11 protein-coding genes are annotated in these 14,605 nt (G+C 68.5%); 6 read left to right on the top strand and 5 right to left on the bottom strand.

All coding sequences use genetic code 11. The annotated features are described in order from the left end of the window. The first annotated feature begins 42 nt into the window (after window positions 1-42). The 4 genes from D7V77_RS33035 to D7V77_RS33020 are packed head-to-tail and all read left to right on the top strand — an operon-like array spanning window position 43 to window position 7,802. On the top strand, window positions 43-708 hold the full coding sequence (locus tag D7V77_RS33035) for an HAD family phosphatase (protein WP_120567363.1): 666 nt from the start codon (window positions 43-45) through the stop codon (window positions 706-708). Window positions 709-739: 31 nt separating this feature from the next. Further along, entirely contained in the window at window positions 740-2,350 is a 1,611-nt protein-coding gene (locus tag D7V77_RS33030; RefSeq protein WP_120580259.1) for a lactate racemase domain-containing protein, read from the top strand. A gap of 17 nt (window positions 2,351-2,367) precedes the next feature. Then, window positions 2,368-6,777, top strand: a complete 4,410-nt coding sequence (locus D7V77_RS33025) for an AMP-binding protein (protein WP_120580258.1) — start codon at window positions 2,368-2,370, stop codon at window positions 6,775-6,777. Then, complete coding sequence (locus tag D7V77_RS33020) at window positions 6,774-7,802, top strand: NAD-dependent epimerase/dehydratase family protein (RefSeq protein ID WP_120580257.1); 1,029 nt, start codon at window positions 6,774-6,776, stop codon at window positions 7,800-7,802. Before D7V77_RS33025 ends, D7V77_RS33020 begins: the two co-directional genes overlap by 4 nt. A gap of 27 nt (window positions 7,803-7,829) precedes the next feature. On the opposite strand, the gene D7V77_RS33015 is transcribed toward D7V77_RS33020, so the two are convergent. Continuing rightward, window positions 7,830-8,006 (bottom strand): hypothetical protein, encoded by a 177-nt coding sequence (locus D7V77_RS33015; protein ID WP_233597381.1) that lies wholly within the window; start codon window positions 8,004-8,006, stop codon window positions 7,830-7,832. Window positions 8,007-8,011: 5 nt separating this feature from the next. Beyond that, complete coding sequence (locus D7V77_RS33010) at window positions 8,012-8,893, bottom strand: GGDEF domain-containing protein (RefSeq protein ID WP_120580255.1); 882 nt, start codon at window positions 8,891-8,893, stop codon at window positions 8,012-8,014. Window positions 8,894-9,100: 207 nt separating this feature from the next. Here D7V77_RS33010 and glgC point away from each other — a divergent pair, with 207 nt between their 5' ends. Beyond that, window positions 9,101-10,330, top strand: a complete 1,230-nt coding sequence (gene glgC / locus D7V77_RS33005; protein WP_120580254.1) for a glucose-1-phosphate adenylyltransferase — start codon at window positions 9,101-9,103, stop codon at window positions 10,328-10,330. Between the two features lie 72 nt (window positions 10,331-10,402). Here the strand turns inward: glgC and D7V77_RS33000 are convergent, their stop codons facing one another. Then, window positions 10,403-10,858 carry a hypothetical protein gene (locus D7V77_RS33000; protein WP_120580253.1) on the bottom strand — a complete coding sequence of 152 codons (456 nt, stop codon included), beginning with the start codon at window positions 10,856-10,858 and terminating at the stop codon, window positions 10,403-10,405. A gap of 10 nt (window positions 10,859-10,868) precedes the next feature. Next, window positions 10,869-12,032: an adenosine deaminase gene (add, locus tag D7V77_RS32995; RefSeq protein WP_120580252.1), complete on the bottom strand. Its 1,164-nt coding sequence runs from the start codon at window positions 12,030-12,032 to the stop codon at window positions 10,869-10,871. Window positions 12,033-12,115: 83 nt separating this feature from the next. Here add and D7V77_RS32990 point away from each other — a divergent pair, with 83 nt between their 5' ends. Beyond that, complete coding sequence (locus D7V77_RS32990; protein ID WP_233597380.1) at window positions 12,116-13,186, top strand: PQQ-binding-like beta-propeller repeat protein; 1,071 nt, start codon at window positions 12,116-12,118, stop codon at window positions 13,184-13,186. 4 nt (window positions 13,187-13,190) lie between these two features. Here the strand turns inward: D7V77_RS32990 and D7V77_RS32985 are convergent, their stop codons facing one another. Further along, on the bottom strand, window positions 13,191-14,453 hold the full coding sequence (locus tag D7V77_RS32985; protein ID WP_120580260.1) for an MFS transporter: 1,263 nt from the start codon (window positions 14,451-14,453) through the stop codon (window positions 13,191-13,193). Between the last annotated feature and the right edge of the window lie 152 nt (window positions 14,454-14,605).

Genomic DNA, 14,605 nt, shown 5'->3' with positions numbered 1-14,605 from the left:
CCCCCAGGATGGGAGGAAGCCCGACCGCCCATGCCCCCCAAAGTGCCCGCCAAAGCAGCCTTCTTCGACGTCGACGGGACGCTGGTCCGGACGAACATCGTCCACGTCTATGCCTATTACGCCATGAACCGGGGCTCGCTCCGGGGCATCGCGGGCCGCACCCTGGGCACCGCCCTGGGTCTGCCGGTGTTCGGCATCCTGGATGCCGTCAACCGCAAGGCCTTCAACGAGTTCTTCTACCGGTACTACTCGGGCCTCAGCGAGGACCGGCTCGTCACCATCGCGGAGGACATGTTCGAGGACGTCCTCAAGCCCGCGCTGTACGAGCAGACGCAGGACCTCATCGACGAGGCGCGTCGTGCCGGTTGCCGCATCGTGTTGGTCACCGGAGCGCTGGACTTCACCATGCGCCCGCTGGCCCGGCACCTGGGCTGCGATGACGTCATCGCCAACAAGATGCAGTTCGTGGGCGGCAAGGCCACCGGCAAGGTGATTCCGCCCATCATCGAAGGCGCCAACAAGGCCAACGCCATCCGCGCCTATTGCGAGCGCGAAGGCCTGGCCCTCAACCAGTGCCATGGCTACTCGGACAGCGCCTCCGACTACGCCATGCTCGCCGTGGTGGGACGGCCCACCGCGGTGAACCCGGACCTGCGGCTGCGCTCGCTCGCGCGCGCGTACAACTGGCCCATCCTGGACCTGAAGTAATCCCCCACCCCTTTTCGCCGCCCCTTCATCCATGCGCCCGCTCAAGACGCTCCAGAAGCTGTACGACGAGGAAAGCCAGGTGGTCATCACGGAGAAGGGCAGCCCCCCCCGGGCGCTCTTCTACGGTGAGGGCTTCCTCCAGGAAGACCTGCCCGTGGGCACCCGGGTCATCTTCCCCCGCCCCCCGCTGGAGGGCGTGCCCAACGTGAAGGCCGCCATCCGCTGGGCCATCAACCACCCGGAGGGCATGGACCCGCTGCACGCGCTGCTCAAGCCCGGCATGCGGCTGACGTGCGTCATCGACGACATCAGCGTCCCGCTGCCGCCCATGGTCACGCCGGACGTGCGCCAGTCCATCCTGGAGGTGGTGCTGGAGCTGTGCGCGGACAGTGGCGTGGATGACGTGCACCTGGTCATCGCCAACGCGCTGCACCGCCGGATGACCGAAGGCGAGATGAAGCGCATGGTGGGCGAGAAGATCTTCGACGCCTACTACCCGGACCGCTACTACAACCACGACGCGGAAGACCCGGACGGCATCACGGAGCTGGAGCGCACCAGCCACAATGAAGTGGTGGCGGTGAACCGCCGCGTGGCGGAGAGCGACCTCATCGTCTACGTGAACATCAACTTCGTGCCCATGAACGGCGGGCACAAGTCCATGGGCACGGGCGTGACGAACTACGCGTCGCTCCGGCACCACCACAACCCGAAGACCATCCGCGACTCCGACAGCTACATGGAGCCGAAGGCGAGCGCGCTCTACACGAAGAACTCGCGCATCGGCACGGTCATCGACCAGACGCTGAAGGTCTTCCACATCGAGACCACGCTGAACAACCGCATGTTCGGCGCGCCCACGGACTTCCTGGCGAAGAAGGAAGAGGACTACACGGAGGCGGACCGGCTGAAGTTCCAGGCCCTGCGCTTCACGCTGTCCAAGCTGCCCCGCGCGGCGGCGCGCAAGGTGCTCAACGCCATCCCCGCGCCCTATGACGTGACGGGCGTGTTCGCGGGGGCCACGGAGCCCACGCACCAGAAGACGCTGGAGCAGAGCTGGAAGCAGTACGTGGTGCCGGTGGAGGGGCAGAGCGACATCGTCATCTTCCCCATCCCGTTCGTCAGCCCCTACAGCGTCAACTCCGTCCTCAACCCGCTGCTCGTGCAGGTGATGGGGCTTGGGTACTTCTACAACCTCAACCGGGGCGTGCCGCTGGTGAAGAAGGGGGGCGTGCTCATCCTCCTGCACCCGGCCTACGACGAGTTCGACCCCGTGCAGCACCCCAGCTACATCGAGTTCTTCCACCGGCTGCTGCCGGAGACGCGGGACTCCATGAAGCTGGAGCACAAGTACGAGAAGGAGTTCGCGGAGAACCCCAGCTACGTGCACCTGTACCGCAAGGGCAACGCCTACCACGGCGTGCACCCCTTCTACATGTGGTACTGGGGCGAGAATGGCCGCCAGCACGTAGGCAAGGTCATCGTCGCGGGCGCGGAGAACAACCACGTCCCGGCCCTGCTTGGCTGGGATCGCACCGACACCCTCTCCGAGGCGATTGAAGAGGCGCGCGGCTTCATGGGGCGCTCCGCGTCCATCAGCCTGCTGCGCATCGCGCCCACGGTGATGGTGGACGTGAAGTGAAAGGGTCGCACACGGACATGGCCACGCCCTCCGAGCTGAACGTCACCGAGGTCTTCACCGGCAAGCGCATCGTCTTCGTCGGCACCACCGGCTTCGTGGGCAAGGTGACGCTGTCGATGTTGCTGGCCCACTACGGCGACGTGCTGGACCGGGTCTACGTCATCGTGCGCAAGGGCAGCGCCGCGTCCGCGGAGCGCCGCTTCTTCGACAAGGTGGCGCCCAGCGAGCCCTTCCAGCCGCTGCGCGACCGCCTGGGCGACGAAGGCGCCATGGCGTTCATCCAGAAGAAGTGCACCATCCTGGATGGCGACATCACCGACCCCTTCGTGGGCCTGGAGGAGGCGCAGGTCGACGCGCTCACCGGACAGGTGCACGCCATCGTCAACTGCGCGGGCCTGGTCTCCTTCAATCCGTCCCTGGAGGTGGGCCTCAACGTCAACACCCACGGCGTGAAGAACGCGGTGGCGCTGGCGCTGCGCTGGTCCGTGCCGCTCATCCACATGTCCACCGCGTTCGTCGTGGGCAACCGCAGCGGGCTCGTCTTCGAGGACGAGCAGGTGCTGAACTACTTCCCCAAGCAGGGGGAGATGGACGGGCGCGACTTCAGCCTGGAGCAGGAGCTGGCGGACGCGGATAAAATCGTGGCCCGCCTGCGCGAACAGGCGGATGACAAGGCGCTCACCTCCCTCTTCCGGCAGAAGGCGCTGGACCGCCTGGAGGAGGAGGGCCGCGACGCCACCGACGAGAAGACGCTGCGCCTGGCCGTGGGCCGCGAGCGCAAGCTGTGGCTGTCCGGCGAGCTGGTCCGCGCGGGCATGGAGCGCGCGCAGCACTGGGGCTGGCCCAACACGTACACGTACGCCAAGCACCTGGGCGAACAGGTGATGGCGGGGACGCCGGGGCTTCGCTACTCCATCGTGCGGCCCTCCATCGTGGAAAGCGCGGCGCACTTCCCCTTCCCCGGCTGGAACGAAGGCTTCACCACGTCCGCGCCGCTGGCGTACGCGGGCATCAAGGGCCAGCGCGGCATCCCCGCGGGTGACCACGCCATCCTGGACATCATCCCGGTGGACCAGGTGGCCGGCGCCACGCTGGGCATCACCGCGCACGCGATGCAGGTGGAGGAGCGCCGCGTCTACAACCTGGCGTCCGGTGACGTGAACCCGTTCCTCGCCAGCCGCTCCGTGGAGCTGGTGGGTCTGTACCGCCGCCGCTACTACCGCAACCGTGAGACGGGCAACTCGCTGGTCAACTCGCTGCGCTCGCGCATCGAGCCGCAGCCCGTGAGCAAGCAGGAGTTCCAGCTGCTCAGCGCGCCCATGCTGGCGAAGGGCGCGAAGCTGCTGAAGAAGGCCATGGACGAGGTGCGGCCCGCGTGGGGCGCGCCCCGCGTGCAGGCGATGATGGACAAGGCCCGCGTCGCGCTGGATGAAGTGGAGTCCCAGGCGGGCAGCCTCGGCGGCCTCATCGAACTGTTCCTCCCCTTCCTCTGGGAGAACCGCTACGTCTTCCGCTGCGACAACACGCGCTCCGTCTACGAGCGCATGGTGCCGGCGGACCGCGCGAAGATTGACTGGGCGCCGGACCGCATCGACTGGCGCGAGTACTTCCTGGGCACGCACCTGCCCGGCCTGGAGAAGTGGGTGTTCCCGGGCCTGGACGAGGAGCGCGAGAAGCGCACCGCCATCCCCGCGCACCGCGACCTGCTGGAGCTCTTCGAAGCCACCGTGCACGCGTACCGCCACCGGGTGGCGTTCCGCATGGCAGCGGGAGAGAAGGAAGAGCGCTTCACCTTCGGCGAGGTGCACCGCTACGCGGCCCGCGTGGGCAGCTACCTGATGGCCCAGGGCATCAAGCGCGGCGACCGCGTCCTCCTGGTGTCGGAGAACCGGCCGGAGTGGGCCATCAGCTACTTCGGCATCCTGCGCGCTGGCGGCACCGCCGTGCCGGTGGACCCCTCGCTCACCGAAGCGGAGGTGGTCAACATCGCGAAGCGCGCGGCGGCGAAGCAGTGCCTCGTGTCCGAGCAGACCGCGGAGGACTTCCCCGGCCTCTTCACCGCGCTGGGTGAGGGCGTGGGCGTGGCGAGCCTCGCGGAGGCCATGACGGGTGACCCGGCGTTCCCGGACCGCATTGGCCCGGTGAGGAAGTCCGCCGCCGCGGACGACGTGGCGAGCGTCATCTTCACCTCCGGCACCACCGGCACGCCCAAGGGCGTGATGCTCACGCACCGCAACTTCGCGGCGCTGGTGGCGAAGCTGGCGGGCGCGTTCGACGTGGGCGTGGGTGACGGCGTGCTGTCCGTGCTGCCCCTGCACCACACCTTCGAGTTCTCCGCCGGCTTCCTCACGCCGTTCATGCGCGGCGCGGAAATCACGTACATCGACGAGCTCACGTCGGACCGGCTGGGCGACGTCTTCGAGACGGGCCGCGTGACGGCGATGATTGGCGTGCCCGCGCTCTGGCAGCTCTTGCACCGCAAGATTACGCAGGAGATGGCCGCGCGCCCGCCGCTGGTGGAGCAGGCGCTCAAGGCGCTGATGGCGGCCAACGGGGAGCTGCGCAACCGCAGCTCGCTCAACCTGGGCAAGCTGCTGTTCTGGCCGGTGCACCGCAAGTTCGGCGGACGGGTGAAGGTCCTGGTGTCCGGCGGCTCCGCGCTGTCGGAAGAAGTGCACCAGGCCTTCCACGAGCTGGGCTTCACCATGCGCGAGGGCTACGGCCTCACGGAGGCCGCGCCGGTGCTGGCGGTGTCCGAGGCCACCAACAAGCGCGTGAAGGGCACGGTGGGCAAGGCGCTGCCGGGCATCGAGTTCAAGATTCAGAACCCGGACAACGACGGCATTGGCGAGGTGCTGGCCAAGGGCCCGAACGTGATGGCGGGCTACTTCGGGGACCGCGAGGCCACCGAGGCCGTGGTGAAGGAAGGCTGGCTGCACACCGGCGACCTGGGCCGCATGGACGACGAGGGCCGCCTGTACCTCATGGGCCGCGCCAAGGACGTCATCGTCGACGCCAACGGCAAGAACGTCTACCCGGACGAGCTGGAGGAGCTGTACCAGGAGCACGAGCACATCAAGGAGATGTCCATCGTCGGCCTGCCGGATGACGCCGGCGGCGAGAAGGTGGCGTGCCTGTGCGTGCCGGACTTCAAGGACCGCCCGCGTGAAGAGGTCCGCCACGAGCTGGAGGAGCACTTCCGCAAGGTGAGCGCGGGCATGCCCTTCTACCGGCGCGTGAAGGTGCTGCGCTTCTGGGACGGCGAGCTGCCGCGCACGTCCACCCGCAAGGTGAAGCGCAAGCGCGTGGTGGAGGAACTGCAGCGGCTGGACCGCGTGGCCGCCAGCGCGGGCCGCGTGAAGGAGAAGGCGCAGGCAGCGCCCACCACCGGCGGCGTGTCGGACTGGCTCTTCCCGCTCATCGCGGAGGTATGCCACCGCCCGGCGTCGGACGTGCGGCCGGACTCGCAGCTCATTGGCGACCTGGGCTTCGACTCGCTGATGCTCACGGAGATGTCCGTGGCGCTGGAGGGCGCGGGCGTGCCGCTGCCCGCCATTGAAGACCTGACGCAGGTGCAGACGGTGGAGGACCTGCGCAAGCTGGTGGTGGCCTCCGGACGCCGGCCCTCGCAGGAGACGCGGGCGCGCGACATCAAGAAGGAAGCCGAGCGCGCGGAGGAAGCGGAGATTCCGGTGCCGGAGTCGGTGTCCGCGCTGGGCCGGCAGCTCTTGTCCTTCGGGCAGAAGGTGCTCTACGGCGGCGTCTTCGACGTGAAGGTGACGGGCAAGACGTTCATCCCGCAGAACCGCAACTTCCTCGTCATCGCCAACCACGCCAGCCACCTGGACGCGGGCCTGGTGCGCGTGGTGCTGGGCGGCCAGGGCGAGCGGCTGGTGTCGCTGGCCGCGCGCGACTACTTCTTCGACACGCCGCTCAAGCGCGCGTGGTTCGAGAACTTCACCCACCTCATCCCCATCGACCGGCAGGGCAGCCTGCGTGAGTCGCTGCGCGTGGCGGGCGAGGCGCTGCGGCAGGGCTTCAACGTCCTCATCTTCCCGGAGGGCACGCGCTCCAAGACGGGCGAGCTGATGGAGTTCAAGCCGACGCTGGGCTACCTGTCGCTCACCTACGGGGTGGACGTGCTGCCGCTGTACATCCACGGCGCGTACGAAGCGCTGCCCAAGGGCTCCATGTTCCCGAAGACGAAGGAGCTGGAGGTGCACGTGGGCCCGGCGCTGGAGTACGCGTCGCTGAAGGCCCGGGCGCAGGGCATGGCGCGCTCGGAGGGCTACCGCTACGTGACGCACATCGCGGAGGAAGCGGTGCGCTCGCTGAGGGCGGGCAAGGTGCTGGACCTGGAGCAGGTGGGCGCGGACCGGGACTTCACCCCGCCCGCCCGGGCCCTGCCGGAAGGGAAGGACGCGTGAAGCTGCTCGTCACCGGAGGCACGGGATTCCTGGGCACGCACCTGGTGCCCAAGCTGGTTGCCGCGGGCCACGACGTGCGCCTCATCGCGCGCTCGAAGCCGTCAGGCCCCGCGTTCGCGAAGACCGAAGTCCAGCAGGGCGACCTCAAGGACCGGGACGCCGTGCGCCGCGCGCTGGAGGGCGTGGACGCCGTCTACCACCTGGCGGGGCTCGTCTCCTTCCAGAGCAAGGACGCGCGGCGGATGTACGAGCTGCACGTGGACTGCACGCGCGAGCTGCTGCGCGACGTGCGCGAAGCAGGCATCCAGCGCGTCATCCTGGGCTCCACCTCCGGCACCATCGCGGTGTCGAAGGACGACCGCGTGGGCACGGAGGACGACGACTACCCCATCACCACCGTCGCCAACTGGCCCTACTACCTGTCCAAGATTTACGAAGAGAAGCTGGCGCTGGAGTACTGCCGCAAGCACTCCGTCCCGCTGGTGGTGCTCAACCCCAGCCTGCTGATGGGGCCCGGGGATGACCGCCTGTCCTCCACCTGGACGGTGGTGAAGTTCCTCAACCGGGAGATTCCGGCCATGCCCGGCGGCGGCATCTCCTTCGTGGACGCGCGCGACGCGGCGGACGCCTTCGTGCAGGCGCTCACCAAGGGCGAGGTGTACGGCCGCCACCTGATGGGCGTGAACATGGCCATGCCGGACTTCTTCGACCGGCTCCAGCGCCTCACCGGAGTGCCCGCCCCGCGCATGAAGCTGCCGCGCGAGGTGAACATCTGGGGCGGCAAGCTGCTGGAGCAGTTCGCGAAGCTGCGCGGCACCGTGTCCAAGCTCGACCCGCAGGAGGTCGAGATTGGCGAGCACTTCTTCTACCTGGAGCCCGCCAAGGCCGAGCGCGAGCTGGGCTTCAAGGCGCGCGACGTCCACGAGACGCTGCTGGACACCGTCCAGTACCTCTACGGGAAGATGCCGCCCGGCAGCCTGCCCGGCACCCGCGGCCGGCTGGCCGAGTCGCGCGAAGGCACCTGACGTTCCAGGAAGAAAGCGCGGCGGGCCCTACGGGTTCGCCGCGCCGCCGTGCACCCGGCCGCCGCTCACGCGCTCCACGAGCCGGGCGGCGTTCGGGTCCTTGTCCTTCTGGTGCCACACCCAGGCGGCGCCCAGGAAGGCCACTCCCAACAGGACGAGGATGAGCCGGGCCAGGAAGGACGGGCCTGAGCCTTCGTCCGCCATGGCCTTCAGCCCACCACGCGGTTACGGCCGGACTTCTTGGCCTTGTAGAGGTTCGCGTCCGCCACCTTGATGAACTGGGACGGCTCCGACATCTCCGAGGCGACTTCCGCCACGCCCAGGGAGATGGTGACGGGGATTTCCTTGTCCTCGAAGACGAAGCGCTTGTCCTCCACCAGCTTGCGGATCTTCTCCGCGAACAGGCGCGCCTTGTCCGGACCGTCCTCCGGCATCACCACGGCGAACTCCTCGCCGCCGTAGCGCGCGAAGCACTGCTCGCGCCGGACGAGCTTCTTGATGGACTGCGCCAGCTCCCGCAGCACGTAGTCGCCGGCCAGGTGACCGTGCACGTCGTTGATCTGCTTGAAGTGGTCGATGTCGAACATGAACATCGACAGCGTGCGCTGGTACCGGTGCGAGCGGCCCATCTCCCGCTCCAGGTACTCCAGGAAGTAGCGCTTGTTGTTGATGCCGGTGAGACCGTCCGCGATGGTCAGCGTGTAGATGGTCTCGTGGTACTGGGTCTCGATGTTGTCGCCGTCGAGGAACTTGAAGATGGAGCCTCCCACCTTCACCAGGTCCCCGCTGCGCAACGGCTGCGCCTGGAGCACTTCCCGGTCGTTGAGGTAGGTGCCGTTGGTGGACTGGAGGTCCTCCACGAACATCTTCCCCTGCCGGCCCCAGATGCGCGCGTGGCGGCGGGACACGTTGTCCAGGTCCACCACGATGTGGTTGTGCTGGTCGCGACCGATGGTGAACTCGGTCTCTTCCAGCACGTACTTCTTGCCCAGCTCAGGGCCGTGGATCTGCACGAGGCAGCACTCAGCGCCGCGCTCGGGTCCCGGGGTGAGGCTGGAGATCTTGGTGACTCGCGTTTGGTCGCCAGACATCGCCTGGCCACGCTAGCACGCAAGGTCCGGGGAAGCCACGCAAGCCAAGAGGACGTACGGGGTTGCGCCCCTCCTCCTACATGCCGCGAAACCGAGAGGTCGCTTTCCTCCCATCCGCTCCGCCCGGTTGGGCACTCAACGGAAAAGCTTGCACCGGCCGCACGGCCATTGTGGGCCAGCGGCCGGGGGCTAACGTGGCCGGCACCTATGTCAAAGCTGCTGGCCATGATTCTTGCGGGAGGCGCTGGCACGCGCCTGGAGCCCCTGACCCGGGAGCGCGCGAAGCCCGCGGTTCCGTTCGGTGGGCGCTACCGCATCATCGACTTCGTCCTGTCGAACTTCGCCAACTCCGGCGTGTACCGGATGAAGGTGCTGACCCAGTACAAGAGCGACTCGCTCAACAACCACCTGTCGCGCGCGTGGCGCATGACGGCGTTCCTGGGTCACTACGTGGAGGCGGTGCCCGCGCAGATGCGCACCGGCGTGGACTGGTACAAGGGCAGCGCGGACGCCATCTACCAGAACCTCAACATCATCACGGACGAGGAGCCGGACCACATCTTCGTCTTCGGCGCGGACCACGTGTACCGGATGGACACGCGCAAGATGCTGGACTTCCACATCGAGCGGAAGGCGGCGTGCACGGTGGCCGCGATCCCGGTGCCCATCGAGCAGGGGCACGAGTTCGGCATCATCGACGTGGGGCCGGACGGGCGGATGCTCCAGTTCCTGGAGAAGCCCAAGAACCCGCCGCCCATGCCGGGCAACCCGAAGATGTGCCTGGCCTCCATGGGCAACTACCTCTTCACCACGGACACGCTGGTGAAGCAGGTGGTGCGCGACGCGGCGGACGAGAAGAGCGCGCACGACTTCGGCAAGTCCATCATCAGCCAGCTGTACAAGCACGAGCCCGTGTACGTGTACGACTTCGCCCAGAACACGGTGGCCGGCCAGGAGGACAAGGAGCGCGGCTACTGGCGGGACGTGGGGAACATCGACGTGTACTACCAGTCCAACATGGACCTGGTGGAGGTGGACCCGACCTTCAACCTGTACAACGACCGCTGGCCCATCCACACGCAGCCCAACAACTACCCGCCGGCGAAGTTCGTCTTCGCGGACCGGGAGAACAAGCGCGTGGGCACCGCCACGGATTCTCTGGTGGCGGAGGGCTGCATCATCTCCGGCGGCCACGTGCACCGCTCCGTGCTGTCGCCGAAGGTGCGGGTGAACTCGTATTCGGAGGTGGAGGACTCCATCCTCTTCGAGAACGTCACCATCGGACGCCGCTGCCGCATCAAGCGGGCCATCATCGACAAGAACGTGGAGATTCCGCCCGGGATGACCATTGGCTACGACCCGGTGGAGGACAAGCGCCGCTTCCACGTCACGTCCGGCGGCGTCGTCGTCATCCCCAAGGGGATGAAGGTCACCTGACCGTCAGCCAGGTGCCTTCCAGCAGCGGGCGCTCCCGGAATCACGTCCGGGGCGCCCGCTTTGCTTTTCGCTTCAGTGGAACGCGGCCTTCACGTCCGGCCGGTTGAGCACGATGAGCGACCAGATGCCCGGCACGAGCGACAGGCAGGAGCACGGGCCGCAGCACGGGATGCAGCAGAGGATGGCGGCCGTCATGGCCCAGCCGTAGCTCCGCAGGTTCTTCATCTTCCAGCCGCCGAAGGCCACCAGCCCGTTGAGCACCAGCCCGGGCGCGGTGGTCACGACGCGTCCCATGGGCGACAGCATCCACGTGACGATGTCCTTCCACTGCTGGGGCATGTCCGGGTTGTCGAAGAAGTTCTCCAGCTGCGCCGAGCTCGTCGGCGTCACCATGCTCACCAGCAAGTACAGGAAGGTGAGGCCCGCCATCACCAGCATCAGGATGGCGGGGACGGACAGGTCCTGGGCGGCCTTCGCGCGCGAGGGGTTGAAGTCCGGCGCGGGCGGGATGTCGTGGGTCTCGTCCATGACGTGGGGCTCAGGCCGGCTGGCGCATGGCCGCGACGGGGCGCTTCTCGAAGGCGGCCAGCGTGGTGGCGATCTCCTGGTTCACCTGCCGCAGCATGTCCTGCTTCTCCCGGAACGGCAGGAAGGAGCTCTTGAAGCCGGACACGATGATGGTGGTGAGGTCCTCCAGCGACAGGCCCAGCTCGCGGTGGGCCAGCCACAGCTCCTTCGTCACGGTGGTGTCGGTGATGAGGCGGTTGTCCGTGTTGATGGTCACCCGCAGGCCGTAGTCGAAATAGAACTTGAGCGGGTGGGACTCCAGCGAGGACACCGCGCCCGTCTGGACGTTGGAGGACGGGCAGACCTCCATGGGGATGCGGTGGTCGTTGACGTAGTTGAGCAGGTCCCCGTCCTCGCGCAGCCGGGTGCCGTGGCCGATGCGGTGCGCGCCCAGCGAGTGGATGGCCTGGGAGATGGACTCCGGACCGAAGGCCTCACCCGCGTGCGCGGTGCAGTTGACGTTGTTCTTGAGGATGAGGCGGAAGGCGTCCAGGTGGTCCTTGGCGGGGAAGCTGGCCTCCGCGCCCGCCAGGTCGAAGCCCACGACGCCGCGGTTCTTGTACGCCACGGACAGCTCCGCCAGGCGCATGGACGTCTGCGGGTTGATGTGGCGGATGCCGCAGACGATGACGGCGCACTTGATGCCCGTCTCCTTCTTCGCGGCGCGCAGGCCCTCCAGCACGGAGTCGATGACGGTGGTCATCTTCAGGCCCTTCTGCAGGTGCAGCGCGGGCGAATAGCGCACCTCCAGCCAGCGCACGTTCTCCGCGGCGGCGTCCACGGCCAGCTCGTAGGCGGCGCGGTAGAGGGACTCGGCCGTCTGGAGGACGGAGAGCGTCACGTCGAACGCGACGAGGTACTCCTCCAGGCTCTTGCACACCTGGCCCATGTGGATGGCCTTGGCCAGGCCGTCCTCGGTGTCGGCCATGAGCTTGATCTTCTGCTGCTCGGCCAGCTCCAGGATGGTCTTGAGCCGCATGGACCCGTCCAGGTGGCAGTGCAGGTCCGTCTTGGGGAGCGCGTGGAGCAGCTCCTCCGTCACCGCCAGCGTGGGGGGCGGGATGATGTCCGTACGCCGGGCGGATGAAGGGATGCCGGTGGCGTTGGGGGTTTCGTCTTCACGAATCGTGGGCATGGTCGAAGTTCCTCGCTTGCGTCATCCTCCCCCAAACCATGCCGTCCCGCGCCTGTCCACGCCTGCCCCTGCTGACCTGCCTGATGTTGACGCTGGCCGTCATGGCGTGCCAGCGGGCGCCGGTGGAACCGGCCTTCCAGTACTCCAGCAATGCGTCCTCGCGGACGGGGCTCACGGCCCTTTCGGACGGGGTGCTCCTGGGCAACGAAGCGGGCACGGTGGTGCGCCTGGACCGCGAGGGCCGGCCGGTGTGGACCGCCCGGCTGGGCCGCGAGGTGGCGGTGGCCCCCGCCCTGGCCGGCGAGAGCGTCGTCGTGGGGACGGTGGTGGGCGAGGTGGCCTGCCTGTCGCTCGAGGACGGCAAGGAGCGCTGGCGCCTGGGAGGCGAGCCACCCGTGCTGACACCGCCCGTGGTGGACGACGCGGGACACACCGTCTACCTGGTGGCGCCCGATGGCGCGGTGCGCGCCCTGGCGGTGGACTCCGGGCAGGAGCGCTGGAAGCAGCCGGCGCCCAAGGCCCCCACGCCCGCGTCGGCGGAATCCTTGGAGCCACAGCCATCCGTGGCCCCGGGGCTCCGGGCGGCGCCGGTGCTGGTGGCGGACGTGCTGGTGGTGCCGCTCGGCTCGGGGCTGTGGGCGCTGGACGCCCGGAGCGGTGTGCCGCGCTGGTCGCTGCCGGTGACGGACGTGGTGGGGCTGGATTCGGAGCGCGACACGGTGTTCGTGGCCACGCGGCCGGGCCGGGTGCTGGCGCTGTCGGTGAAGAACGGGAGCACGCGCTGGGAGCAGCGCTTCTCGGACGGGGTGACGGGGCCGCCCGCGCGGGCGCTGGGCGCGCTGTGGGTGGGCGCGGGCCCGTCGTCACTGGTGGGGCTGTCCACCTCGGAGGGCCGGGAGGTGGCGCGGGTGGTGCTGCCCTCGCCGCTGGTGGGCCGGGTGCAGGTGGGGCTGGAGGACCTGCTGCTGGTGCCCACGTCCGGCCACGAGGGGAACCTGGTCGCGCTCAAGGCGCCGGCCTGGACGCCTGCGTTCACCGTGCGGGCGGACACGCCGCTGCGCACGCGGCCGGTGGTGCGCGGGCCGCTGGTGTTCGTGCTGGGGCTGGACGGCCGCGTGCTGGCGTGGCGGCTGCGGGTGCCGCCGCCCGCCTGAGGACTCAGGCGCCGGAGCCGGTGGGGACGTCCACTTTCGCGTCGCTCACGGACTCCACGTAGTCCAGGTCGCGGTGGAAGGTCTCCGCCAGCCGCGCCAGGGCGACGAGCGCCAGGACGAAGCACACCGCGCCCACGGCCAGCGCCGCGTGCGCCACGCCCAGGGAGCCCTTGAGCTGACCGAAGGCGGTGGCGGCAATCACCGCGGAGCCGCGCACGAAGTTGGGCACGGACGTCGCCACGGTGGCGCGGATGTTGGTGCCGAACTGCTCGGCCGCCATGGTGATGAGCACCGCCCAGTAGCCCACGCTCAGGCCAATGAGGAAGGTCAGCGCGTAGATGAGCGTCGGGGTGAGGCCCGGCATGAGCCCGTACACGAGCACCAGCGCGAACCAGACGCACAGGCTGAAGCCCACGGCGCGCTTGCGGCTCTGGAGCCACTGGCTCAGCAGGCCGGACATCAGGTCTCCCAGCGTCAGGCCCACGCTGCCGAAGAGGATGGCGTCGCCGGCGGTCACCGTGCCCTGCACGTTGAGGCCCGCCGTCAGCTCCGGGGCGAAGACGAAGAGGATGCCGGTGGTGAAGTAGATGGGCACGCCCACGAGGATGCAGCCCAGATACTTGGAGAAGCGTCCGCCCGTGATGAGCAGGAGCGGGTTCCCCTTCGCGGGGCCGGCCTTCTGGGTGAAGAGGGCGGACTCGGACACCTTGAAGCGCGCGAAGAGGAGCAGCAGGCCCAGCACGCCGCCCGTCACGTAGGCCGCCTTCCAGTGCAGGTGCTGCCCGACGAGCGCCGCGACGACGATGCCCAGCATGCCCAGCGTGGCGACGACGGTGGTGCCCAGGCCGCGCTTCTCCTTGGGCAGGGACTCGGCGACCAGCGTGATGGCCGCGCCCAGCTCGCCCGCGAGCCCCAGGCCTCCGAGGAAGCGGCACGCGGCGTAGCTGTTCACGTCCCAGACGAAGGGGTTGAGCAGGTTGGCCACCGAGTACAGGAGGATGGAGCCGAACATCACGGACAGCCGGCCCCGCTTGTCCCCGAGCAGGCCCCAGAAGAGGCCGCCCACCATCATCCCCGCCATCTGCGCGTTGTAGATGAACAGCCCCTTCTGGAAGATGTCGGAAGGGTCCGTGAGGCCCAGGTCCTTCAGCGACGCGACGCGCACCACGCCGAACAGCGTGATGTCGAAGAGGTCCACGAAGTAGCCGAGCCCCGCCACGAGGACGGTGAGGTTCAGGACCGAGCGCAGTTCCCGGAGACGGTTCATGGCGCGCAACCCTACCGCTTCTGGCCCGGGCGGGAAGGAGGACTCCGCGCCTCCAGCGCCTGCCACTTCGCCAAACACAGACATCCACCACCGCGCCTGCCCACCCCGTGAGTCCGGGAGGATGGGCGCGGGTGGCCTCCGCCCTCCCGCCC

The organism is Corallococcus sp. CA041A, assembly GCF_003612075.1.
In the GTDB taxonomy this organism is placed as follows: Bacteria; Myxococcota; Myxococcia; order Myxococcales; family Myxococcaceae; genus Corallococcus; species Corallococcus exiguus.
Note: the sequence above shows the minus strand (reverse complement) of the source record. Positions and strands in the feature narration are given on the sequence as shown.